The sequence below is a fragment of the Rhizobium sp. WYCCWR 11152 genome (assembly GCF_013087615.1).
GTDB classification, from domain to species: domain Bacteria; phylum Pseudomonadota; class Alphaproteobacteria; order Rhizobiales; family Rhizobiaceae; genus Rhizobium; species Rhizobium indicum.
The window spans coordinates 158,186-181,491 of the sequence record NZ_JABFCP010000012.1; the positions used below are offsets into that span (position 1 = coordinate 158,186).

Here is a 23,306-nt window from a genome sequence, read left to right on the forward strand (position 1 = left end):
GTCCGCGCGCCTGGAGATTCACGCCCAAACTGGGATAGGCATATGAACAATCTTTCATTCGGCAACCTGTTGCGCCGTCCCGAGGCGGGTGCATTCCTCGGACTTGTCGGCGTCCTCCTGTTCTTCGTCGTATTCGGCAGCACCAAGTTCCTGGAGCCCGCCGGCGCCGCAAGCTGGCTCAACGTCGCCGCCAATCTCGGCATTATCGCTCTTCCCATCGGACTTTTGATGATCGCAGGCGATCTCGACATTTCGATTGGAGCGATGATCCCCGCCGGCTCGATGACGGTTGCGGTCCTCTCGGGCTACTACGATCTTCCCATATGGGTCGGAATGTTCGGTGCGCTTGCCTTCGGCCTCATCGTCGGGCTGGTCAACGGCTACCTCGTCGTGCACACGGCCGTGCCTTCGCTGATCGTAACGCTCGGCACCCTCTTTGCTGTACAGGGCCTGATGCTTGGAACCTCGGTTCTCGTAACCGGCACCACGAGCGTGGCGCTGACGGCCGACCCCTGGGCAAAGTTCCTTTTCGGGCAGTTCCTGGCCGGATCGTTTCAGGTGATCATTCTGTGGTGGGTGGCCATCACCGCGATCTTCATCTTCTTCATTCACTTCTCGCCTTACGGGAACTGGATTTTCGCGATGGGCGGAGACAAGGTCAGTGCCCGCAACGCCGGCATTCCGACGACCCGTCTGACGATGGTCCTCTTCGTCCTCTCGGCAATGAGCGCGTCCTTCGTCGGCATGTGCCAGGCCATCCTGTTCAATTCCGCGCAGGTTTCGGGCGGAATGACATTCATCTTCAACTCGATCATCTCGGTCGTCGTCGGAGGTGTGCTGCTGACCGGAGGGTTCGGGTCGGTGATCGGGATCTTCTTCGGCACGATCACCTTCGCCGTCGTCAACCAAGGCATCTATTTCACGACCTTCGACCGCAATTGGTCGAGCCTGATCATCGGCGTGATGCTGCTCGTGGCCGTCCTGATGAACAATACGTTCCGCCAGATGGCGCTGACCTATTCACCCAAGAAGAAGAAGTGAGAGCTGAGACATGGCTGGCCCAATTCTTGAACTTGAAAACGTCAACAAGTCCTTCGGCCCGATCGATGTGCTCTACGACATCACATTGAGCGTTCATCCCGGTGAAGTACTTTGCCTGCTGGGAGACAACGGCGCGGGAAAGTCCACCCTGATCAAGACCTTTGCCGGTGTCTACAAGCCGACGAGCGGCGCGGTAAAGTTCGAAGGTCAACCCATCATCTTCCAGAATCCGCGCGAAGCCGCAGACCTCGGCATCGCAACGGTCCATCAGTTCGGCGGCACCTTTCCGCTGATGAGCATCGGCCGTTCGTTCTTCGTCGGGCGGGAACTGACCAAGGGCTTCGGCCCGTTCAAAATCTACGACCGCAAGGCGGCCAATGAAATCGCAGTAAAGGCCGTGCGCGAGTTCGGCATTACCCGCATCGACGATGGCGATCGCCTGATCGGCGGTCTGTCGGGCGGTGAGCGGCAATCCCTGGCAATCGCCCGAGCCGTCCACTTCGGCGCCCGGGTGCTGATCCTCGACGAGCCGACCGCCGCTCTCGGCGTCAAGGAGGCGGCGCATGTGTTGCGTATCGTCCTGGAAGCGCGCCGTCGCGGCCTAGCCGTCATTTTCATCACTCACAACGTCATTCACGCCATGACGGTGGGAGACCACTTCGCGGTGCTCATCAAGGGTGCGAAGGCGGCCGACTTCCGCAAAGGCGAAAAGACGCGCGAAGAGATTACCGACCTGATGGCAGGAGGCGAGGCCATGGCCGAACTCGAAGCCGAAATCGAAGCGTACTCGACGGCGCATAGCGGACATCCCCCACCGGTCTGACCGGCCGCCGCCGCGGATGAACTCCAGAAACTCTAAAGAGCTCGCCTACCCCGGCGGGATGGCCCAGCACAATCATCGGACGGGTAACAGCCATGAAGATTGCAATCGACCCCTTTATGCATCGCCACCTCTCACTCGAAGAGCTGCCCTCGAAAGTGGCCGAACTCGGATACGAGTGGATAGAGCTCAGCCCGCGGGCCGATTTTCTCGAGTGGTTCAAGGCGCCGCGCGTGTTTCCGGCCCGTGCCAAGGCATTCAAGAAGGCGCTTTCCGATGCCAATGTCGGCATTGCCTCGATCCTGCCGATGTATCGGTGGGCCTCGAACGATGAAAATGAGCGGCAAGCTGCCGTCAAACACTGGAAGCGCGCCATCGAGATCAGTGTCGAACTCGGCGTCGACACGATGAACTCGGAATTCGGCCGCGGCCCCCACCCGGACAAGGGTTCGTGCTACTGCTGCCATACCGGTTCCATGATCGAGGCCTGCGAAGACGCCTGGTGGCGCTCGATGGAAGAGTTGGTGCCGATCTTTGAAAAGGAAGGCATAAATCTGCACGTCGAACCGCATCCCGAGGATTGGTGCGAAACCCTGCAGCCGGCGCTCGATATCATCAGGACGGTCAACTCGAAGAACGTCAAGTTCCTCTATTGCGCGCCGCATACCTTCTACTTCGGTGATGACACCAAGGCGATGCTCCGGGAAGCAAAGGACGTGCTCGCCCATGTCCATGTCGGCGACACCTTCAATCACAAGGCCTCCTCGGGGCTCCGCTACATCCTCAACCCTCCGGGCACGCAGGCGAGGGTGCATCAGCACCTGAACATCGGCCAGGGCGAGGTGCCTTGGGAAGATTTCTTCAGCACGCTGGCGGAGATCGGGTTCGACGGCATCATGACCGCATGCGTCTTCGCCTGGGAGGACAAGGCCGACCACTCCGGCAAGTTCATGCGCGCCGAAATGCAGCGCTTTGTCGACAAATACTGGACCGCGAAATAACGCGCGATGCCCCTCCAGCGGTTCGCGATGCAGCCAGGAGATTGACGCGAGCGACCGCGACCGGGGGTTCTGCCCGGAACGCTTAAACATCACAGACATCATTCTTGGAAGGACAGAAGATGATCAACGGAGAAAGATCCATCGAGCGCCCCCTGCGCTGGGGCATGGTCGGCGGCGGCCGTACCGGGCAGGTGGGCTACAAGCATAGAACCGGCGCCCAGCGGGACGGCACCTACCGGCTCATCTGCGGAGCCTTCGATCTCGACGCCGAGCGCGGACGCGACTTCGGCGCGAAGATCGGCGTCGCTGCGGACAGATGCTATGGCGATTATAAAGAGCTGATCGCCAAGGAGGCCGGGCGTGAGGACGGAGTCGAGGTCGTCTCGATCGCCACGCCGAACTTCACCCACTACGATATCACCAAGGCATGCCTGGAAGCCGGTCTTCACGTGATCTGCGAAAAGCCGCTGTTCTTCACCGTCGCCGAATGCGACGAGGTCGCGAGGCTCGCCGAAGAGAAGGGCCTGATCGTCGGCGTCACCTACGGCTTCACCGGCCATCCGCTGGTTCATCAGATGGCGGCGATGGTCAAGAAGGGCATGCTCGGCGATATAAGAATCGTCGACATGCAATATAGCCACGGCTTCAACGCGGGCGACGATGTCGGCGCCGGCGAAGCGGTGAAATGGCGCACCAATCCCAAGACCGCCGGCCCGACCTTCGTTCTCGGCGATATCGGCACGCACCTCTACTATCTCTCCGAAGTCGTGCTGCCGCATCTCAAGATCGAAAAGCTGCTCTGCGACCGCAAGGCCTTCATTCCGACCCGCGCGCCGCTCGAAGACCATGCGACCGTTCTCATGCATTACGACAACGGCGCCCGCGGCCGTCTCTGGGTGTCGTCGGTCAATGCCGGCAATATGGGTTCGCAGCGCTACCGTTTCGTCGGTTCCAAGGCCTCGATCGAATGGTCCGATGCCCATCCCGACCAGCTGATTTACGAAGTGCAGGGCGAGCCGAACCGCACCCTGCACCACGGCATGCCCTACCTCGAAGAGGAAAGCCTCGCGGCCGACCGCATGGGCGCGCTGCACACCGAAGGCCTCGGCGACAGCTGGGCGAACATCTACCTCTGGATCGCCCAGGCGATCGACGCAAAACGCCGCGGCGACGAGGCCTTCCTCAAGGGCCACCATTATCCCGGCATCGAAGCCGGCACCGAAGGCGTGCGCTGGCTGGAAAACTGCGTCCGCTCGGCAGACGCAGGTTCGGCTTGGGTCGAGTTCAAGTGATCGACTAGAGCATGATGCCGAAAAGTGTGAGCGGTTTTCGGGCGACATCATGCTCTAACCCTTTAATTTAGAACAGGATTCATATTTTAGACGATGCCTAAAATCATCCTGTTCTAGGGGCGCGTCGGATCTCCTCCATCCTCCTCCCAGGCGCGTCCCCGACACCCTTTTTTAGAAAGACAATGACATGAAACTATCGATCTGCACCGACGTGATGGGCGACCTCTCCTTCACGGACATGCTCGACAAATGCGTCAAACTTGGTGTCGAGGGTATCGAGATGACCGGCGGTGGCTGGTCGCGCGGGCCGCACTTCCGTGCCGACGAGCTGCTGGCCGACAGGGGCCTGCTCAAGACCAAGCTGAAGGAAATCGAAGCCCGCGGCCTGGAAATCGCCGCGCTGAATTGCTCGGCAAACCCGCTCGATCCGGGTGACATGGGCAAGCGCCACCGCAAGGAAATGGAAGACACCATCCGGCTCGCCGGCGAAATCGGCGTGAAGACGATCGTCACCATGTCCGGCCTGCCGGAAGCCGCCCCCGGTGACACAGTGCCGAACTGGCTGGTCTACACCAAGAGCTGGCCGAATGAGATGCCTGAGCGCGACCGATATCAGTGGGAAGATCGGGCCTTCCCGCTCTGGCACGGCCTGGTCAAGCTCGCCGATGAAGTCGGCGTCGAAAAATATGCGCTGGAAAACTTCTCGGCCATGCTCGTATGGAACCCCGAGACCCTCTTCCGCCTGCGCAACGAAGTCGGTGCGAAGGTCGGCATGAACCTCGATCCGTCGCATCTGATGTGGATGGGCGCCGACCCGATTGCCTCCGCTCGTGCTCTGGGCGATGCCATCCACCATTGCCATGGCAAGGATACCCGCATCGAGCGGGGCCTCGCCGACGTCAACGGCCTGCTCGAGCTCAAGGACGTAACCGACGTCGCCAACCGCAGCTGGAACTATGTCGCCGTCGGCGCCGGCCATGACCTGCAATGGTGGAAGGAGTTCTTCTCCGTGGTGCGCATGGTCGGCTACAACGATTGGGTCAGCCTCGAGATGGAAGACTTCACCATGTCGACCGAGGCGGGCATCCAATCCTCCATCGATGCGCTGCAGGCAACAATCAGCCGCTGATGGACGGGCGCGGGCGGTGGTTTGCCCGCGCTCCCTTGCATTCGTGCTTTCTTGTGAAGAAGCCGATGATGCCCAACCCGATCACCATGACCGAATTCAATACTATTGCGAGGAAACCGACATGACCAAGACATTGGACGTGATCACGATCGGGCGAGCCGGCGTCGACCTCTATGGGGCACAGGTCGGAGGACGGCTGGAGGATATGGGATCCTTCGAAAAATATATCGGCGGCAGTCCGACCAATATTGCCTGCGGCGCGGCGCGACTGGGCCTCAAGTCGGCACTGATCTCCCGAGTGGGCGATGAGCATATGGGCCGATTCATTCGCGAGGAGCTTGCCCGGCATGGCGTCGATGGCAGGGGCGTCGTGACGGATCCCGAGCGGCTGACGGCACTCGTCATTCTCGGGATCCGGGACGAGGAACGTTTCCCGTTGATATTCTACCGGGAAAACTGCGCCGACATGGCGCTTTGCGAGGCGGATATCGACGAGGCCTTCGTTGCCAGCGCCCGCTCGGTGCTGGTGACGGGAACGCATCTGTCGCATCCGCGCACGGAAGCCGCCGTGCTGAAGGCACTCGGCTTTGCCCGCAAGCATGGGGCCAAGACGGCTCTCGACATCGACTATCGTCCAAACCTTTGGGGGGTGGCCGGCCATGGCGAGGGGGAAAGCCGCTATGTGGCAAGCGGGCAGGTGACCGAAAAGCTCCAGACGACGTTTCATCTGTTCGATCTGATCGTCGGGACCGAGGAAGAATTTCACATCGCCGGCGGGACGACAGATACCGTGGCGGCCCTGCGGGCCGTGCGCGCCGTGACTGCGGCGACGCTCGTCTGCAAGCGCGGCGCCAAGGGGGCGGTCGCATTCGAAGATGCGATACCGGATAATCTGGACGAGGGCATTTCGGGCGAAGGTTTCCCGGTCGAAGTCTTCAACGTTCTCGGCGCCGGAGACGGCTTTTTCGCCGGGCTGCTGAAGGGCTGGCTTGACGGCGAGGATTGGCCGACCGCGCTCAGATACGCCAATGCCTGTGGCGCTTTTGCAGTCTCCCGTCACGGCTGCACGCCGGCATATCCGTCGCTGCAGGAACTGAATTTCTTCCTCGAGCGCGGCATGACGCGCCCCGATCTGCGCAATGATCCCGAGCTGGAGCAGATACATTGGTCGACCAACCGGCATGGCGACTGGTCTGAGATGCGAGTCTTCGCCTTCGATCACCGGATGCAGCTCGAAAGCATGGCGGGCTACACGCCGTCGAAGGGCGGCGCCTTCAAGGAGCTTTGCCTTGAAGCGGCACTCAAGGTGCAGAACGGGCGTTCCGGCTACGGAATCCTCTGCGACGACCGGATCGGCCGGCGCGCGCTCCACGCTGCCTCCGGGACCGGCCTTTGGATCGGCAGACCTTGCGAATGGCCGGGGTCTCGGCCTCTGACCCTGGAGCCGTCGCTTGGTCCCGATTGCGGGGGGCTTTCGGAATGGGCGCGCGAGAACGTCGTCAAGGTGCTCTGCTTCTGCCACCCGGACGACGACGACGCGACCTGGGGCCGGCAACTGGCGGAAGTGCGGCGACTTTACGTGGCGTCGCGGCGCAACAGACTGGAATTCCTGCTCGAGGTCATCCCTTCCAAGGTCGCAAGCATCACCATGGACACAACCGCGACACTGATCCGCCGCTTCTATGCCGAAGGCATTTATCCCGACTGGTGGAAGCTGGAACCGATGGACGAGCCCGAAGCTTGGGCGCAGGTCTGTGCCGCCATCGAGGAAAACGATCGTCATACAAGAGGGATCGTCGTCCTCGGCCTGGATGCGCCGGAGGACGTGCTGAAGGCGAGCTTCGAAGTTGCCGCGCGCTTCCCGCTCGTCAGGGGATTTGCCGTCGGCCGTACAATCTTCGGCTCGGTCGCCCGCGGCTGGTTCGAGGGCTCGATCAATGACGAAGAGGCCGTCGAGGAAATGGCGAAACGATATTCCCGGCTTTGCACGGTCTGGGACGGCGCGCGGGCGCGCGTGCAGGAGGCAGCAGAATGACAACGATACGACAGACAGCCGCGCAGGCCATGATGAAATGGCTCTCGGTCCAGATGACCGAGGATGGCGAGCGCTTCATCGAAGGCGTCTGGGCGATCTTCGGTCACGGCAACGTCGCCGGCATCGGAGAGGCGCTGCATGGGATCGGCGACGTCCTTCCCACATGGCGGGGCCAGAACGAACAGACCATGGCGCATGCGGCGATCGCCTATGCGAAGACACTGAAGCGCCGGCGCGCCCAGGCCGTGACATCGTCGATCGGCCCGGGCGCCACCAATATGATCACGGCCTGCGCACTTGCCCATGTCAACAGATTGCCGGTTCTTTTCATACCCGGCGACGTGTTCGCCAATCGCCGCCCCGAGCCGGTGTTGCAGCAGATCGAGGATATGAATGACGGAACGGTCAGCGCCAATGACTGCTTCCGGCCGGTCTCGGCCTATTTCGACCGGATCGCCCGTCCCGAGCATCTCCTGACTTGCCTGCCCCGCGCCCTGGCCGTCATGACCGATCCCGGCAGCTGCGGCCCCGTTACGCTCGCCTTCTGCCAGGATGTGCAAGCAGAGCACTACGACTACCCGGAAGCCTTTTTCGAACCGAAGGCGTGGCGCATCCGCCGTCCCGAACCGGATCCGCGCGAGGTCGCAGATCTTGCCGATGCGCTCCGGGCTGCGCGCAAGCCAGTCATCATTTCCGGTGGCGGCGTCATCTATTCGCAGGCCGAGGCCGAACTCGCCGCATTCGCGGAGAAGCACCATATCCCGTTTGTCGAAACGCAAGCCGGGAAGGGCGCCAACAGCTGGGAGCACCCGCTGAATTTCGGGTCGCCGGGTGTGACCGGATCGGCGTCGGCCAATGCGCTTTGCGCGGAGGCGGACCTCGTGCTCGGCATCGGCACGCGCTTCCAGGATTTCACCACAGGCAGCTGGGCTCTCTTCCGCAATCCCTCGCGCCGGCTCGCTTCGATCAACCTTGCCGGATATGATGCAACCAAGCATTCGGCATTGCCCTGCGTCGGCGATGCCAGGGTCACGCTGGCGCGCCTGTCCGCCGCGCTCGAGGCGTATCGTGGGCCTGGCATCGACGCCGGGAGCAGGACCGACTGGCACCAAACGGTCGAGCGCGTGACGGCGGCGCCGGAAGCGGACGGGCCTGGAAACCTGCCCACCGATGCGCAGGTCATCGGCGCCGTGCAGCGGGTGGCGACGGAAAAATCCGTGGTCATGTGCGCGGCCGGCACCATGCCGGGCGCATTGCAGGTGCTGTGGCAATCGGCCAAGGGCGGATACCACATGGAATATGGTTTCTCCTGCATGGGGTACGAAGTGGCGGGCGCCATGGGCATCAAGCTCGCCCGCCCCGACAAGGAGGTCATCTGCTTCGTCGGCGACGGCTCCTACATGATGGCCAATTCGGAACTCGCAACCGCCGTCATGCGGCGGGTGCCGTTCACCGTCGTGTTGACCGACAACCGCGGTTACGGCTGCATCAACCGCCTCCAGATCGAGTGCGGCGGCGCCGAGTTCAACAACATGTACAAGGACTGCAATGTCGCCGTGCAGCCCGAGATCGACTTTGTCGCGCATGCCGCCTCGATGGGCGCCCATGCCGAGAAGATAGGGTCCATCGCCGAGCTTGAGGCACGCATTGTCGCCGCGCGGGAACGGAACATTCCGAGCATTCTGGTGATCGACACCGATGCGGTTCCCGGAACCGACGCAGGCGGCCATTGGTGGGACGTTGCCGTTCCGCAGGTCGGCGGGCCGGAGCGGCTCGGGCAGGCTCGCGCGCGTTACAACGAGAATGCTCACAATCAACGTGCGTTTGACTGAAGGACAGGTGCTCCCCGCGGGCGTCTGCGGACGCCCGCGCTCAAAGATCAGTCTGGACACTATTATGGACACGTGTTCTATAAAATGGACAGAATTGACGGGAGCACGCCATGCATCTTTCCATGTGGACTTACCCTTGGGATATCCAGGATCAAGGGCTCGGCGCGTTTGCCGCCGAGCTTACCGGCCGGGCGGGCCTGACGACGGTCAGCCTGGCGACCTCCTATCATGCCGGCCGGTTCCTGCAACCGCGGAGCCCGCAGCAGAAGGCCTATTTCCCTGAAGACGGGACGGTCTACTTCCAGCCGGACGAGAGCCTGTGGCAGGACAAGCTGATCCGGCCGCTGATGGCTGGGAATGTCACTGAGCGCGGTGACATGCTGGAAGCGCTCGTCAAGGAGCGCGAGGCGACGGGTCTCAAGGTCTCCTGCTGGACGGTCTGCCTTCACAATAGCCGTCTCGGCATGCTGCATCCCGATCACGTGACGCGGAATGCCTTCGGCAATGCCAATTATTACAATCTTTGCCCTTCCAGCCCGGCGGCGCGGGATTATGCCGTCACCCTTGTGCGCGACATCACGACGAACTACCGGCCCGACATGGTGGAACTCGAGAGCCCGAACTTCATGGGATTCGCGCATGAATATCATCACGAAAAAGACGGCGTCGGCCTGAACGCCGAAGACGATTTCCTGCTGTCGCTCTGCTTCTGCGACCATTGCACGGCGCGCGCCGAGAAGGCCGGTGTGCCGGTCGAAGGTGCGCGCCGGTCGGTCGCGCGCTTCATCGCCGAACTTTGTGAACGAGCTGTCCCGGAACGGCAATTCCCGGATTTCCCGGCAGCCGGTATCGATGCCTTTCGCGACCAGCCTGATCTGCATGCCTATCTCACCTGGCGCAGCGAACCGGTGACCAGCCTGATCGGTGAGATCAAGGCGGCAGCCGATCCGGCAACCCGCATCGTGCTCATCGACCTGAAGGACGGCTGGCTCGGCGGCGTCGATCTTGCCGCCGCCGGCAAGCTCTGCGACGGGGCGATCCTCTGCTGCTACGACATGGAGCCGGATGCCGTCGGCGATGTCATCCGGACGGGCCGGGCGGCAATCGGACCGGGCAAGTTCCTCGGGGTGGGCCTGCGCGTCTTCTATCCCGAGGTCAGCGGGCCGGCGATCCTGGCCGCACGCGCCAAGGCCGCCGTCGATGCCGGCGCTGACGGTGTGAACTTCTACAATTATGGCCTCATACCGGCAAAGCGCCTCGACTGGGTCAAGGCAGCAGTCGACGCAATCACTTGAACAGATCAGCGTCCCTCAGGATGCGATGGGTTCGGCGACCTGGATCAGGCAGTCGCCGGCCTGGCTGTCGCAGTGCAGCCTGTGGGAAATGACAATACCGCTCTCGGCAAAGCGCAGCTCTTCCTCCGGCTGCTCCAGGCGTTCCAGATCATGATACCATCCGGCAAGCTCGCCGGCGGAAACGGTGGCGCCGAGGGCCACGGCCGGCTCGAACCAGCCTCTGCGGTTCGCATAGATGCCCTGGCTGTGCCGGGATAGTGACAGCAGCTGCAACGGCCCGGGCTCGGTGAGCGGCACACGCGACAGGACCGGACGCTCAACGATGCCGAGTGCGACGAGCAGCCGGTCGATCGCCGCCGCCGTGAAGGCCATTGTCTCAGGCGTCACGGTGCCGCCGCCGCCGAACTCGCCGGAAAGACCGACGGTCCCGGCCCTTGCCGCAGCCCCCATCGATGTCGGCGCCGTTGGCCCGTTGTCGGCGATGAAGGCATGCGCCGCCCCCATGGCGCGCATCAGCGAAACGGACCGTTCGAAGCGGGCGGTATCGGCCTGCCGCTCAATCAGCGTGCAGGGCAGGTGGGCCATGGAGGTGCCGCCCGAATGCAGGTCGAGCACGACGTCATGGCGAGGAAAGAGCTCGTGTTCGAGGAAGTGCGCGAGGCGCGCCGTCGGCGACCCGTTGGGATCGCCGGGAAACGCGCGATTGAGGTTGCCGCCGTCGAAGGGCGAGCAGCGCTTGGCCGCCATCGCCGCCGGCAGGTTCGCCATCGGCAGGATGGTGACGGCTCCGCGGATTTCGGCGACATCAAGCAGCCGCATCAGCCGGCCGAGCTGGAGTTCGCCCTCATACTCGTCGCCATGGTTGCCGGCCATCAGCAGCAAAGACGGCCCCTCGCCATTTTTCAGGCGAAGGATCGGAATGCGGATCTGATAATAGGGCGACCGGTCTATCGAATAGGGAATGGCGAGGTGGCCGGCCTGCCGGCCCTCGCGCGAAAAGTCGATCGGATTGACGAGACCGCTATGCATGATGTCTCCAGTGCGGGCAGTTGCAATGCCGTCAAAGGGCGGCGATCGCGGTCATTTCGACACGCAGATCGGGATCGGCAAGACGAGCTTCGGTGCAGGCGCGGGCCGGCGGGTTTTCGATGTCGATCCAGCTGTCATAGACGCTGTTCATCGCCTCGAAATCAACGATCGCCGGCAGGAAGACATTGACGGCGATGAGGCGCGAGCGATCGATACCGGCTTCTTTTAAAAGGGCGTCGATCTTGCCGAGCACGTCGCGGGTCTGATCCTCGATGCCCGCCTTGCGATTTTCCGCGACCTGGCCGGCAATATAGACGAGGCCGCCGTAGCTGACGGCTTGGCTCATACGCGAACCTTTCTGATAACGCTGGATCATAAGCGGGTTTTCCTTTTCTTGCTTTTGGAGGGAGAGGTCAGCCGAAGCTGGTCAGATAGGCTGTTGTCACCGAATGGTCCGGATCGAGGCCGTAAAGGATGGCATGCCGGTCGAGGCAGGTGCAGGGATGCGAGATGCCGTACTCGATAACGTCGCCCACCATGACGTCGCTGCCATCGGCAAGGGCCACGAACGCGTGCTGATCGTTGAGGCGAAAGACGTCGGCGCCCATGAGATCGGCGAGATACACCCCATTGCGATAGAGCGCCAGCGGCCGCGGCAGGCCTTGGTCCATCGCCACGTCGCGCATGCCCATGCCGCAGATCGCCAGCCGCGGCTCCGGCCGGGAGAGGACCTCAGCCCAGACCCGCAGCGCCGGACGGAAACCTGCGGCCGCCGAAACCATCTCGCCGCCGATGCGGAAGCCGCCGCGCGCATCGAGGCCGGCAAGGCCGCGCTCGTAGATGCCGTGATCGTGGAAGAAGATCGCGCCGCTGCGCAGCACCAGCCGGCAGGCGGGATCGGCCGCAACGGCGGCTGAAAGCCTGGCAATCACAAGGTCGAAAAACACCGAGCCGCCGGCCGTGACCAGGAGCGGCCGCTCGTCGCCGATGCGGGCGCGCACCTTCGGCAGGAAATCGGATGTCACCGCCATCAGCGCGTCGATGCGACGCATCGTCTCTTCCGCATCGGCGGTTGCGGCCGCACCCTCATAGGCGGCGATGCCGGTCAGCCGGAAGGCCGGCGTCTCCACGGCAAGGATCGCCTCCAGAATTGCCTCGGCGGCGTCGACGCCGCGGGCACCGGCGCGGCCGGCGCCGAACTCCACCAGCAGGCCGAGGGGCGGTAGATCGGCACGCTCATGCCATGCGGAACGAAGAGCCTCGACCAGCGCCGTCGAATCCACGAAGATATCGAGTTCCGCACCGGGATAATGGGCAAGCAGGGCCGCAAGCCGGCGGGCAGCGGCCACCCCGCCGATCTCGTTGGCGAGGATCAGCCGGCGTTGTCCCGCCTTGAGCAGGACAGCGGCCTGGCGGATGTCGGCGACCGTCGTGCCCCAGGCGCCTGCCGCCAGAAGTGCCTCCGCCAGCGCCGTCGACATCGGTGTCTTGGCGTGCGGCGCGATATCGGCGCCGTGGCTCTTCACATAGGCCATCATCAGTTCGATATTGCCGGTGAAAGCCTGCCGGTCGAGAGAGATCAGCGGCAGGGCCATCCTGCCGTCATAGGGTTTCCATCCCTGCTTGCCGATGGCATCAAGCGGCAGCGGCGGATTGCCCGGCGGAAAGCCGCGCACCCGCTCGTCGATCAGCATGTTTTCCGTCGTGGTATGAAGGTCAGACATGGCAGCCACTCCTGATCTCGGCCGGATCGGCGATGCCGAGGCGATAGGTGTCATTGGCGGTGGCAAAGAACAAAGCACGCTGCTCGTCGTAAGAGAGCTTTGAGGCGACCGTGCGGAAAACCTGGTAGACCTCGTCAAAAGAGGCACGCAGGCCCGCAACCGGAAAGTCGCTCGCGAACATGGCGCGCGCCGGACCAAAACAATCGAGGCAATGCTCGATCACCGGCTGCAAGCTTTCGAGCGTCCACGCATTGTCGTAGGCGACGAGGTCGGAAATCTTCAGGCGCAAATTCGGCTCGCTGCCGAGCGCCCGCAGGCCGCGGCGCCAGAGCGCCATGCCGTCCGCCGTCCGGTCGGCCGGGCTGCCGCCATGGTTGAGCACAAAAAGCGTTTGCGGAAAAGCGCGCACCAGTTCGAGCGCCTCACTCATCTGCCAGGGATAGAGCATCAGGTCGAAGACCAGTCCGAGCCGCGTGGCATGGGCAAGCCCCGCCCGCCAGGCGGGATCGCCCATACGGTTCGGGCGCGGCGCAAAACTCTTCGCCGCGTCCGGATGCCAGCTCAAAATATCACGGATGCCGACGACATTCGGGTTCGCCGCCTCCGCCTCGAGCAGGCGCATGGCGTCCGGCCCGTCGAGGGGCACGCGCGCGATATAACGATGCGCCACACCGGAGCTGCGGTCGAGGCCATCCAGCCAGCGGCTCTCTTCCAGCGGGTAGGCAACGGACCAGCCAGCTTCCACATGCACGGTTGCAATCACGTTCTGGCGGGCAGCATCGGCACGATAATCGTCGATGCCATAGTCGCGCAGGATCGGTGCGAGGCTTCCGAAAACCATCTCTTCGCCGGAAGCTCGGGCCTTCTGCAGCCAGGGATGGCGTTGCAGGCTGAGGTCCCAGAGGTGGTGATGCGGGTCGATCACCGGCCCGTCGTAGCGCTCCGTCATCTGCGCGCCTCGCGGCCGGAAACCAGCAAAAGAGCAAGGATCAGCGTGCCGAACATGATCGACCGCCAGCCGGGCGAGGCATTGACGACAGTAATCAGCGCCGTCGTCGTGACGAGCAGGATTGCCCCCGGAATGGTCCCGGCATAGGTGCCGCGGCCGCCGAGGATGGAGGTGCCGCCGAGCACGACGGCGGCGATCGAGGTCAGCAGATAGGGGTCGCCGATGCCGACATAACCTTGCCGGTTCATGCCGAGCACGAGAATGCCCGCAAGCCCTGCGAAAAAGCCCGACAGAGTGTGGACGATCAGCGTGTTGCGCGTGACGCTGACGCCGGAAAGCCGGGCCGCCAGCGGGTTTGCCCCAAGCGCCAGGAAACGCGCGCCGATCGGCATGCGGTGGACGAGCAGCAGGACGACGATCGAGACGACGAGCCACAGAATGATGCCCGAGGGAATGCCGAGCGGCCGCGCCTGCCCGAGCAGAATGACCGCCGGGTTGCTGACGGTAACCGCGCTGCCGCCGGCGACGATGACGAGCAGGCCCTGCAGGAAGGTCGCCATGGCAAGCGTCATGATGATCGGCGGCACGCGAAGATAGGCAGCACCGGCGCCGTTCATCAGGCCGATGCCGGTGGCGATGGCAAGGGCCGCCGCGATGCCGGCGAGACCAGTCGGATCCCAGGCGGGCGAGATCAGCGGCAGCAGGATCGCCGTGACGGTGATGACCGCGCCGACGGAAAGATCGATGCCGCCCATCAGGATGACGAGCGTCTGCCCGGCAGCGGCAATACCAATCACAGCAGCGAGTTCGAGGAGATAGCGCAGGTGGCCATAGGCGCCGAAACCGCGCAGCGAGCCGCTGGCGACGATCCAAACGAGCGCGACCAGAAGGAAGGTCAGCAGCGGCGGATTGCGGACCGCGGATCTGATGATGTTCATCGTCTTGCCCTCCATTGCCCAAGAAGTTCCGGCACGGCGACTGCGCCGACGATGATCAACCCTTGAGCGACATATTGCGCGACCGGCGGGAAGCCCAGGAAGAACATGACGTTGATCATCACCGAGAGCAGCAGGCTGCCGCAGATCGCGCCGCGCATGGTGCCCTTACCGCCGAGGAAACCCACGCCGCCGAGCACGGCGGCGGCGATCGAGTTCAGCGTGAAGGGCGTGCCGATAACAGGATCACCCGAGCCGGTCTGCGCGGCGACGAAGAGACCGGTCAGGGCGGCGAGAAGACCCGACAGCGCGAAGGCGACAACCTTCACCCGTTCGACCGGGACGCCCGAGCGGAACGCACCGACCGGATTGTCGCCGGCCGCGTAGATGCCAAGGCCGAGCGGCGTTGCAAGAAAGGCCTTCCAGAGTACGAGGATCACGACGAGCAGCAGGAAGGCGACGGGCGTGTGGCCGGCCAGCGTCGTCGACAGCCAATCGGGAATGAACCCGCCCGGCCGCGGCAGCAGGATGAGCGCGACCCCGCCGATGATAAAGGAGCCGGCAAGCGTGACAATGATTGCAGGCAGCCTCAGATAGGTGACGATGACGCCGATGGCGGCGCCGATCGAAAGACCGGCGAGAGAGACCGCAAGAATGCCGCCCGGCACGCCGAGCGCCCCTTCCATCGTCGTCGCGGCAATCACGGCTCCAAGGCTGACGAGCGGGCCGATCGCCAGCGTGATGCCGCCGTTCAGCATGAGCAAAGCCTGTGCCATGGTGACGAGCGCCAGCGGGAACCAGTTCTGCGTGAACTTGGAGAAGCCGCCGATCGAAAGGATGCCGGGAAAGAGCAGCGCATAGAGGATGAGAAAGGCAGCGACGACCAGATAGAGCCCGGCAAGGCCGCGGTTGCGGCGGAGCTGGATCGAGCCGTAGAGCCGGGATGACGAACTTGTGCTCATGCCGCCTCTCCCCGCGTCGTGGTGGTGATGCCCATTGCTGCGCCGACGATCGCTCCTTCGCTGACTTCATCCTGTGACAGCGCCGCGGCGACGCGGCCCTCGCGCAGAACCACGACGCGGTCGCAGAGATGCACCAGCTCCGGCGTATCGGAACTGGCCAGAATGACGAGCCGCCCCTCGGCGGCGAAAGCGCGGAGCATGAGGTAGATTTCCCGCTTGGTCTCGATGTCGACACCGCGGGTCGGATCGTTGAGGAGCAGAACGGAGGGATCGAGCGGCAGCCATTTGGCGAGCGCCACCTTCTGCTGGTTGCCGCCGGAAAGCGCCTGCACCGCGCGGGCCGTGTCGCCCTTGATCGTCAGCCGGCGCGCGAGATCGGCGACCAGGCCGTTTTCCGCCGGCCGGTCGCGCAGCCCCTTGCGGGCGAGCCGTCCGAGCGAGGGCAGGATGAGATTGGAGGCAATGGAATGCGGCAGCACCAGCCCCTCGTGCTTGCGGTCGGCCGGGACATAGACGATGCCCGCCACATTCGCCTCGCCGACATCAGCGGGCAGGGCGGGTTTACCGGATACCTCCGCCCGAGCGGCCGAGGCTGGAATCGCGCCGTAGAGGCCAAGCAGCAGGTCTTCCTGCCCTTGTCCCACGAGCCCGCCAATGCCGACGATCTCGCCGGCGCGGGCGGAGAAGCCGACGTCACGCACCATGCCGGCGGAAAAACCTTCGACGCTGATGCGCATCGCGCCGGGTGCTGCGGCCAGGCGCGGCGGGAACAGGTCGCCGGTCTCACGGCCGACCATCAGGCGCACCAGCCCTTCGCCGTCGATGCCGGACAGCGACTGGTCGGCGGTGACCAGGCCGTCCTTCAGCACGGTGACGTGCGAGCAGAGCGCCTGCACCTCATTGAGGCGGTGGGAAATATAGAGAAGTGCCGTGCCGCGGTCCTTGAGCGTCTCGATCAGGCGGGCAAGAATGCCGGCTTCGTGCGCGGAGAGCGATGAGGTCGGCTCGTCTAGAATGAGCACACGCGGGTTGCGGAACAACGCCTTGGCGATCTCCACCATCTGACAGCGGCCAAGCGCGAGGTCGGCGACCGGCATGTCGAGCGGCTCGGTGAGCCCCACCATATCGCAGACGTCTGACACGCCGCGATGAAGCGCTTTGTAATCGATGAGACCGAACCGGCGCGGAAAGGCGCCGAGCCCGATGTTTTCGGCAATCGACAGACTGGCCGTGAGGCTCAGCTCCTGCTGAACGACGGCGATACCCGCACCGCGCGCAGCCGCCGGGCTGAAGCGCTCGACCGGCTTGCCGTCGACGAGGATGGAACCGCCGTCCGGCTGGAGAGCGCCGGACAGGAGGTTGATCAACGTGGACTTGCCGGCGCCGTTTTCGCCGAGCAGGGCGTGAACCCTGCCCGGCAGAAGGGCGATATCAACGCCCTTCAAAACGGGATTGCCGAAAAATCCCCTGAACACCTGCCGGGCTTCCAGCAGGGGTCTTTCTTCCGTCATGACGGCTTTCCTCAACGCGGGGATTACTTGGTGGCAAGCAGCTTGTCGAAGAGCGCCTTGTCGTAGTCCGAGTAGATATAGCCGTCAGCCGGGAACTTGTCGGCGCGGGCGAGATAGCTGCCGATCGTGCTGTCGTCGATGACAGGCAGCGGCACTTTGACGAAGGCCGGAACGTCCTTGCCTTCCAGCGCCTGCACGGCGGTGTAAACGGAAAGCGCGCCGAGCCAGTTGGGCTGCATGGTCGCCCAGCCCTTCAGTCCCTTCTCCTTCCAGAGTTCCAGGAACTGCCTGGCGTTTTCGCCTGTCGTCGGCACCTGGTCGCGGTCCTGGCGCTCGAAGGCCAGCACCGAGCCGGCCGATAGTGCCCCGCCGAGCGACAGCACGCCGTCGATTTCGGGGTTGGCGAAGAGCAGGCTGGTCATCGCTTCCTGTGCCGGGGCGACGTTATATTCCGTGTTCGTCTCGGTGATCACCTGGAGACCGGGATTGGCGTCGAGGACCGGCTGGGCGCCCTTGCGGCGGTCATCGCTCACCGAAATGCCGGCCGGGCCGTTCATGATGATGATCTTGCCCTTGCCGCCGAGCTGGCTGACCATCCACTTGGCAGCGGTCGCGCCCCATTCGTTGGAATCGGTGTTGATCTTCGCCGTCACCTTGTCGGTGTTAACAAGGCTGTCGAAGTTCACGACGGCGATGCCCTTGTCGCAGGCATCTGAAATGACGCGGTCGAGCGCGTTGGAGGAACCGGCGATCACGACGATGGCGTCGACATTGGCGTCGATCATCGACTGGATATGCTGGATCTGCGTCTGGGCGTTGCCCTGCGCGTCCGCGATCATCAGGTCCTTCACCAGGCCCGCCTTCTTCAGCTCCTCCACTTCAGCCGTGATGGTGCCTTCGGTCTGCTTCATCCAGGTCGGCACCGAATAGATGTTCGCCCAGCCAATCGTATAGGGCGCCTTCCTGTCACCCTTGATGCAATTGGCGGCGGCCGAGGCCGTACCGGCCGAAAAGACGAGGAGTGCCGCAGCTGCGGCAGCGCCCGCAAGAAGGCGGCGGCGCAGCGAAGCGGAAATGCCGTTTTCAAGATTCTTCATGTCGATCCCCTTTTTTGTGTGCGGCAGCGTTGACGGCTTGCCATCAATGTCCAATATATCGTACATGTGATCTATATACCGGACGAGGTGATCTTATGCCGATTTTTTTGCCTCGCAAGAGGGGTGCAAAAATTTCATTCGCGACGAATGACGGGATCGATTGACAGATGCGGCAGACGGCTTGAAAAGCTTGGCCGGACAAAAAGGGATCGATAGCAATGGATGCAGTTCAGGACGAAGCAGCCGGCAAACGCGCCCGAGGGCTCGACCGCGCTTTCGAGATCCTCGATTTCCTGCGCCAGAAACGGCAGGCCCTGAAGCCGAATGAAATCGCCGCGCAGATCGGTGCGCCGCGCTCATCGGTTTACGAGCTCGTCAACCTGCTGCTGCAGAATGGCATCCTGGAATTCACCGGCGGCGAGGGGCGTGTCTATCTCGGCCGCAAACTGTATTTCCTCGGCGCAGCCTATGAGAACCATTTCGACTTCACCCGCGAATGCGAGGCGGCGCTGGAACAGCTTGCCGACGAGACGCGGGAAACGGCGCAGTTCTGCATGCTGGATGGAAACAGATACACCGTCGTCCGCATGCGCGAAGGCGCGCGCCCCTTCCGCATTTCGACGGATGTTGGGCAGTCGGTGCCGATCCCGTGGACGGCGTCGGGCCGCCTGCTCGTCGCACACCTGTCAGATCAGGACATCCTGAGCTTCATTCCGCCGCAGGATTTTCGCCTACCGAACGGCGAATGGCTCGAGCCGCAAACCTTCATCGCCGAGGTACGTCAGGCCGAGCGTGAAGGTCTCTTCACCTTCAACAGCATCGTCGACAGCTTCACCCACTGTTTTGCCGTACCGGTGCGGGGCGAGGAAGGCCATGCAGCCGCAACGCTCTGCCTCGTCACGCCACGCGACGATGGCATCGCCAACCGCGACCGCTACCTCGACTGCCTGAAAAAGGCCGCCGCCGGCCTCGACCACGCTCCGACCCGGCCAAAACGAGGCTGATGCCTGAGCACATGGAGGCATTGATCTCAGGTGGCACGGACGTTCGTGCGCAAACCGCCATTCCGTTGCATGCTCGTCAAGCCGGATCCTGCTCGCTCCGGCGGTGCTGCAGGCGGGCATAGGACGCTAAGAAGACCTATTCCTATTTGTCGTCTCAGCCGGGCTCTTCGCCACGCCCGCAGATCCCACCTGCCGGTCCGCGCCCGCATACCCCCGGGGTGGTCGCCCCGACCGTTGATTTCCGATTTCACGCCAAACCGAGAAATCTATTCACCCTTCCTCCGAAACTATGAAATTCAGTTTCTCTATAAATTCTATGGAGAACGTATTTTAGCAACCCAACAGCCAATTTAATACTTGGCCCTGGGGAAGACCGGGCTGTTGACGGAAACCGGAGAGGACGCGAAATGACACGGAAAATCAGGCTTGGGGCATTTCTTCCCGGTGGCGGACAGCATGTTGCGTCATGGCGGCATCCCGACCAGCCGGCCGACGGCGCGACCAGTTTCGAGTTTCACAAACGTCTTGCCCTCACAGCTGAGCGTGGCCTCTTCGATGCTTATTTCCTCGCCGACGGGCTGGCTGTCGGTTTCGGCGGTGCGCGCGAAGGCGGCAACGCCCGCGTGGCCGGCTTCGAACCCGTGACGTTGTTCTCGGCCCTTGCGCCCTTCACCACCCATCTCGGCTTTATCGCCACATCCTCGACCACCTACGAAGAGCCTTACACGACCGCCCGCAAGTTCGCCTCGCTGGATCTGATCTCGGAGGGCCGTGCCGGCTGGAATGTCGTCACCACGACGGGCGACCTGACGGCGCAGAACTTCAACCGCGATACGCAGCTTCCGCATGCAGACCGATATCGCCGCGCCGCCGAGCACGTCGATGTTGTCCGCAAACTCTGGGAAAGCTTCGAGGACGACGCGTTCATTCGGGACAAGCAATCCGGCGTGTTCTTCGATCCGGCGAAACTGCACGACACCGATCATCGCGGCGAACACTTCAGCGTGCGCGGTCCGCTCAACGTCTCCCGATCGCCGCAGGGGCATCCCGTCATCGTCCAGGCCGGGCAATCCGAAGATGGACGCGGGCTCGCCGCAGCAACGGCCGAAGTCATCTTCACCGCCCATCAGCATATCGAAACCGCCCAGGAGTTCTATCGAGATATCAAGGCACGCGCCCGCGCTCTCGGCCGAAACCCCGATCATATCCTCGTCATGCCCGGCGTATCCGCTTTCGTCGGCAGGACCGAGGCGGAGGCGCGCGAGAAATACGACCGTCTGACGTCGCTCATCGTCGAAGAGGACGGGATCGGCCTCCTCAATGGCCTGACCGGCGGCACGCTCGACCTGCACGGCTATGACCTCGACGGGCCTCTGCCACCGGCGCCGCCGACGGAGGGCATGAAGAGCCGCCAGGCCCTCATCCGCCAGATCGCCGACGAAAACAGTTTCACCATCCGCCAGCTCTATCAGTGGATCGCCTCCGCCCGCGGTCACTACACCATCGTCGGAACGCCCGAACAGATCGCCGATACGCTGCAGAAATGGTTCGAGAACGAAGCTGCCGACGGCTTCAACATTCTGCCGCCCTGGCTGCCGACGGCGCTCGACGATTTCGTCGATCTGGTCATTCCGGAACTGCAGCGCCGCGGCCTGTTCCGGACGGCCTATGAGGGCAAGACGCTTCGGGAAAACCTCGGCCTGCCTTTCCCGACCAATCGGTGGGCTGCAGGACAAGCAGCTCTCCAGGCAGCAGAGTGAGGAGCGGTCGATGTCCTATGAAATCAACCAGGTTCTTCCGAGAAGCTTCGGCCGCCTGAAAAGCAGCGAAAGCAATATATCCACTCTCGCCTCGCATCTGCGCGGGGTGCTCGCATCGCTTTTGCCGCGCTACGGCCTTCTCATCGGCTTCCTCGTGTTCTGGCAGGTGTCGAGCACCAGGGGCTGGGTCAATCCCGCTATCTTCCCGCCCCTGGACGTGATCCTGTCCGCTCTTTGGACCAATCTTGCCAACGGCGCGCTGCTCGATGATATCGCCATCAGCCTGCAGCGATCCGGAACCGCTTTCGCCTTTGCCGTGGTGATCGGCATTCCGCTTGGCCTGTTCATGGGCCAGGTTCGTGCAGTCGAACAGGCGCTCGATCCGATCCTGCAGCTCTTCCGCCAGACCTCGGCGCTGGCGCTCTACCCGGTCTTCATCCTGCTGCTTGGCCTCGGCGAAACATCGAAGATCTTCGTGATCTTCTGGGCGACACTGTTTCCGGTGCTGCTCGCCACGATCGGCGGCGTCAAGGAAGTGGACAAGAAGCTCATCGAGATGGCGCGGACCTATGGCGCCGGACCGCTGACCATCTTCCGCCGCGTCATCCTGCCGGCGTCGGTACCGGCGATCTTCGTCGGCCTGCGTCTTTCGGCGACGACTGCGCTTCTGCTGTTGATTGCAGCCGAGATGATCGGCGCCAACAAGGGCATCGGCTTCCAGGTGATGAATGCCCAGTACAATTTCCAGATCCCGCTGATGTTTGCGGCGATCCTTCTGCTCGCCTTCCTCGGGCTTGCCGCCAATGCCTTGCTCGTTCTCTTGCAGCGCCGTCTCTGCCGCTGGTCTCAGCCGAGCCGCTGACCTGCTTTCCCGATTTCCTCTTCCGAAAGGTCCCACCAGATGACATTCCATCCCCGCCACCTTCTCCTGCCGGCAGTGATCGCTCTCGGCCTAACCTCACCCGCCGCGGCGGCCGATACGGTGAAGCTGCGCTATCTCGCCAGCCAGGGTGGTCTTGCCGCCCATGAACTCGCTGCCGAACTCGGCTATTTCGACGGAACGGGCATCACGCTCGAAAATGTCGGCTACGCCCAGGGCGGCCCAGCCTCCTTGATCGCTCTGGCATCGGGTGATGTCGAGATCGGCAGCGCCGCAACTTCCGCCGTCCTGAATTCGATCATCGGCGGCAATGATTTCGTCGCCGCCTATCCCTCGAACGGCATCAATAGCGAGGTGCAGTCGACCTTCTACGTGCTGGAGGACAGCCCGATCAAGAGTATCAAGGACATTGCCGGCAAGAGCATCGCGGTCAATACACTCGGCGCGCATCTCGACTACACCATCCGCGAAGCCTTGCATTCCGTCGGCCTGCCGGCGGACGCAGCCAATCAGCTTGTCGTTCCCGGGCCGCAGCTCGAGCAGGTGCTGCGCTCCAAGCAGGTCGATATTGCCGCCTTCGGCTACTGGCAGACGACCTTCGAGGGAGCTGCGCTGAAGAATGGCGGCCTGCGTCCGATTTTCGACGATACCGACGTGCTTGGAGACATCGCCGGGGGCTTCGTGGTCTTGCGCCGTGATTTCGCTCGCGAGCATCCTGAAGCTGCAAAGATATTCGTCGAGCAGTCGGCTCGCGCGCTCGATTACGCCCGCGAGCATCCGGAGGAAACCAAGAAGATCCTCGCCAAGGCGCTCAGCGAGCGTGGTGAGAACGCTGATATCGCACAATACTTTCGAGGCTATGGGGTACGTGCCGGCGGCCTGCCGGTCGAGCGCGACATCCAGTTCTGGATCGACGTCTTGGTTCGCGAAGGCAAGCTGAAGGAAGGCCAGCTGGCCGCCAAGGACATCCTCTTGACCGTCGACGCCAAGCCGGCAAGCAACTGAGGAAT

20 protein-coding genes are annotated in these 23,306 nt (G+C 63.1%); 12 read left to right on the plus strand and 8 right to left on the minus strand.

Annotated elements, in window-relative coordinates:
- Positions 1–42: 42 nt before the first annotated feature.
- The 8 genes from G9X67_RS26215 (at position 43) to G9X67_RS26250 (ending at position 10,445) form a co-directional block, all read left to right on the plus strand.
- Positions 43–1,041 carry an ABC transporter permease gene (locus G9X67_RS26215; RefSeq protein ID WP_138390151.1) on the plus strand — a complete coding sequence of 333 codons (999 nt, stop codon included), beginning with the start codon at positions 43–45 and terminating at the stop codon, positions 1,039–1,041.
- A 10-nt stretch (positions 1,042–1,051) separates the two neighbouring features.
- Positions 1,052–1,864, plus strand: a complete 813-nt coding sequence (locus tag G9X67_RS26220) for an ATP-binding cassette domain-containing protein (RefSeq protein ID WP_171600030.1) — start codon at positions 1,052–1,054, stop codon at positions 1,862–1,864.
- A gap of 92 nt (positions 1,865–1,956) precedes the next feature.
- Positions 1,957–2,862, plus strand: coding sequence for a sugar phosphate isomerase/epimerase (locus tag G9X67_RS26225; protein WP_047612241.1), 906 nt, complete (start codon positions 1,957–1,959; stop codon positions 2,860–2,862).
- 119 nt (positions 2,863–2,981) lie between these two features.
- A complete protein-coding gene (locus G9X67_RS26230) occupies positions 2,982–4,154 on the plus strand; it encodes a Gfo/Idh/MocA family oxidoreductase (protein ID WP_171600031.1) in 1,173 nt (390 codons plus the stop codon).
- Positions 4,155–4,341: 187 nt separating this feature from the next.
- A complete protein-coding gene (locus tag G9X67_RS26235) occupies positions 4,342–5,283 on the plus strand; it encodes a sugar phosphate isomerase/epimerase (RefSeq protein ID WP_171600032.1) in 942 nt (313 codons plus the stop codon).
- A gap of 121 nt (positions 5,284–5,404) precedes the next feature.
- A complete protein-coding gene (iolC, locus tag G9X67_RS26240; RefSeq protein WP_171600033.1) occupies positions 5,405–7,318 on the plus strand; it encodes a 5-dehydro-2-deoxygluconokinase in 1,914 nt (637 codons plus the stop codon).
- On the plus strand, positions 7,315–9,150 hold the full coding sequence (gene iolD, locus G9X67_RS26245) for a 3D-(3,5/4)-trihydroxycyclohexane-1,2-dione acylhydrolase (decyclizing) (RefSeq protein ID WP_171600034.1): 1,836 nt from the start codon (positions 7,315–7,317) through the stop codon (positions 9,148–9,150). Before iolC ends, iolD begins: the two co-directional genes overlap by 4 nt.
- A 110-nt stretch (positions 9,151–9,260) precedes the next feature.
- Positions 9,261–10,445, plus strand: coding sequence for a hypothetical protein (locus G9X67_RS26250; RefSeq protein WP_171600035.1), 1,185 nt, complete (start codon positions 9,261–9,263; stop codon positions 10,443–10,445).
- 15 nt (positions 10,446–10,460) lie between these two features.
- Here the strand turns inward: G9X67_RS26250 and G9X67_RS26255 are convergent, their stop codons facing one another.
- The 8 genes from G9X67_RS26255 to G9X67_RS26290 are packed head-to-tail and all read right to left on the minus strand — an operon-like array spanning position 10,461 to position 18,652.
- A complete protein-coding gene (locus G9X67_RS26255) occupies positions 10,461–11,474 on the minus strand; it encodes a succinylglutamate desuccinylase/aspartoacylase family protein (protein WP_171600036.1) in 1,014 nt (337 codons plus the stop codon).
- A 31-nt stretch (positions 11,475–11,505) separates the two neighbouring features.
- Complete coding sequence (locus G9X67_RS26260) at positions 11,506–11,850, minus strand: RidA family protein (protein ID WP_028755790.1); 345 nt, start codon at positions 11,848–11,850, stop codon at positions 11,506–11,508.
- A 37-nt stretch (positions 11,851–11,887) separates the two neighbouring features.
- A complete protein-coding gene (locus tag G9X67_RS26265) occupies positions 11,888–13,198 on the minus strand; it encodes an alanine racemase (RefSeq protein ID WP_171600037.1) in 1,311 nt (436 codons plus the stop codon).
- Positions 13,191–14,147 carry an amidohydrolase family protein gene (locus G9X67_RS26270; protein WP_138390143.1) on the minus strand — a complete coding sequence of 319 codons (957 nt, stop codon included), beginning with the start codon at positions 14,145–14,147 and terminating at the stop codon, positions 13,191–13,193. Before G9X67_RS26270 ends, G9X67_RS26265 begins: the two co-directional genes overlap by 8 nt.
- On the minus strand, positions 14,144–15,085 hold the full coding sequence (locus G9X67_RS26275; protein ID WP_171600038.1) for an ABC transporter permease: 942 nt from the start codon (positions 15,083–15,085) through the stop codon (positions 14,144–14,146). Before G9X67_RS26275 ends, G9X67_RS26270 begins: the two co-directional genes overlap by 4 nt.
- Positions 15,082–16,044 carry an ABC transporter permease gene (locus tag G9X67_RS26280; protein WP_171600039.1) on the minus strand — a complete coding sequence of 321 codons (963 nt, stop codon included), beginning with the start codon at positions 16,042–16,044 and terminating at the stop codon, positions 15,082–15,084. The genes G9X67_RS26275 and G9X67_RS26280 overlap by 4 nt, the downstream gene beginning before the upstream one ends.
- Positions 16,041–17,555, minus strand: coding sequence for a sugar ABC transporter ATP-binding protein (locus G9X67_RS26285; RefSeq protein WP_171600040.1), 1,515 nt, complete (start codon positions 17,553–17,555; stop codon positions 16,041–16,043). Before G9X67_RS26285 ends, G9X67_RS26280 begins: the two co-directional genes overlap by 4 nt.
- Positions 17,556–17,578: 23 nt before the next feature.
- Positions 17,579–18,652: an ABC transporter substrate-binding protein gene (locus G9X67_RS26290; RefSeq protein ID WP_171600041.1), complete on the minus strand. Its 1,074-nt coding sequence runs from the start codon at positions 18,650–18,652 to the stop codon at positions 17,579–17,581.
- A gap of 218 nt (positions 18,653–18,870) precedes the next feature.
- Here G9X67_RS26290 and G9X67_RS26295 point away from each other — a divergent pair, with 218 nt between their 5' ends.
- From G9X67_RS26295 to G9X67_RS26310, 4 genes are all read left to right on the plus strand, one after another.
- Positions 18,871–19,656, plus strand: a complete 786-nt coding sequence (locus G9X67_RS26295) for an IclR family transcriptional regulator (protein ID WP_171600042.1) — start codon at positions 18,871–18,873, stop codon at positions 19,654–19,656.
- Between the two features lie 407 nt (positions 19,657–20,063).
- Positions 20,064–21,416, plus strand: coding sequence for an LLM class flavin-dependent oxidoreductase (locus G9X67_RS26300; RefSeq protein ID WP_171600043.1), 1,353 nt, complete (start codon positions 20,064–20,066; stop codon positions 21,414–21,416).
- Between the two features lie 10 nt (positions 21,417–21,426).
- The gene (locus tag G9X67_RS26305; RefSeq protein WP_130721200.1) at positions 21,427–22,278 is read left to right on the plus strand and encodes an ABC transporter permease; all 852 of its coding nucleotides are present in this window, start codon (positions 21,427–21,429) and stop codon (positions 22,276–22,278) included.
- Positions 22,279–22,317: 39 nt separating this feature from the next.
- A complete protein-coding gene (locus G9X67_RS26310) occupies positions 22,318–23,301 on the plus strand; it encodes an ABC transporter substrate-binding protein (RefSeq protein WP_168264038.1) in 984 nt (327 codons plus the stop codon).
- Positions 23,302–23,306: the final 5 nt, after the last annotated feature.

Bases quoted from the DNA above. Each gene is read 5' to 3' on its own strand.
- G9X67_RS26215 (WP_138390151.1), top strand. From the start codon at position 43: ATGAACAATCTTTCATTCGGCAACCTGTTGCGCCGTCCCGAGGCGGGT.
- G9X67_RS26220 (WP_171600030.1), top strand. From the start codon at position 1,052: ATGGCTGGCCCAATTCTTGAACTTGAAAACGTCAACAAGTCCTTCGGC.
- G9X67_RS26225 (WP_047612241.1), top strand. From the start codon at position 1,957: ATGAAGATTGCAATCGACCCCTTTATGCATCGCCACCTCTCACTCGAA.
- G9X67_RS26230 (WP_171600031.1), top strand. From the start codon at position 2,982: ATGATCAACGGAGAAAGATCCATCGAGCGCCCCCTGCGCTGGGGCATG.
- G9X67_RS26235 (WP_171600032.1), top strand. From the start codon at position 4,342: ATGAAACTATCGATCTGCACCGACGTGATGGGCGACCTCTCCTTCACG.
- iolC (WP_171600033.1), top strand. From the start codon at position 5,405: ATGACCAAGACATTGGACGTGATCACGATCGGGCGAGCCGGCGTCGAC.
- iolD (WP_171600034.1), top strand. From the start codon at position 7,315: ATGACAACGATACGACAGACAGCCGCGCAGGCCATGATGAAATGGCTC.
- G9X67_RS26250 (WP_171600035.1), top strand. From the start codon at position 9,261: ATGCATCTTTCCATGTGGACTTACCCTTGGGATATCCAGGATCAAGGG.
- G9X67_RS26255 (WP_171600036.1), bottom strand. From the start codon at position 11,474: ATGCATAGCGGTCTCGTCAATCCGATCGACTTTTCGCGCGAGGGCCGG.
- G9X67_RS26260 (WP_028755790.1), bottom strand. From the start codon at position 11,850: ATGATCCAGCGTTATCAGAAAGGTTCGCGTATGAGCCAAGCCGTCAGC.
- G9X67_RS26265 (WP_171600037.1), bottom strand. From the start codon at position 13,198: ATGTCTGACCTTCATACCACGACGGAAAACATGCTGATCGACGAGCGG.
- G9X67_RS26270 (WP_138390143.1), bottom strand. From the start codon at position 14,147: ATGACGGAGCGCTACGACGGGCCGGTGATCGACCCGCATCACCACCTC.
- G9X67_RS26275 (WP_171600038.1), bottom strand. From the start codon at position 15,085: ATGAACATCATCAGATCCGCGGTCCGCAATCCGCCGCTGCTGACCTTC.
- G9X67_RS26280 (WP_171600039.1), bottom strand. From the start codon at position 16,044: ATGAGCACAAGTTCGTCATCCCGGCTCTACGGCTCGATCCAGCTCCGC.
- G9X67_RS26285 (WP_171600040.1), bottom strand. From the start codon at position 17,555: ATGACGGAAGAAAGACCCCTGCTGGAAGCCCGGCAGGTGTTCAGGGGA.
- G9X67_RS26290 (WP_171600041.1), bottom strand. From the start codon at position 18,652: ATGAAGAATCTTGAAAACGGCATTTCCGCTTCGCTGCGCCGCCGCCTT.
- G9X67_RS26295 (WP_171600042.1), top strand. From the start codon at position 18,871: ATGGATGCAGTTCAGGACGAAGCAGCCGGCAAACGCGCCCGAGGGCTC.
- G9X67_RS26300 (WP_171600043.1), top strand. From the start codon at position 20,064: ATGACACGGAAAATCAGGCTTGGGGCATTTCTTCCCGGTGGCGGACAG.
- G9X67_RS26305 (WP_130721200.1), top strand. From the start codon at position 21,427: ATGTCCTATGAAATCAACCAGGTTCTTCCGAGAAGCTTCGGCCGCCTG.
- G9X67_RS26310 (WP_168264038.1), top strand. From the start codon at position 22,318: ATGACATTCCATCCCCGCCACCTTCTCCTGCCGGCAGTGATCGCTCTC.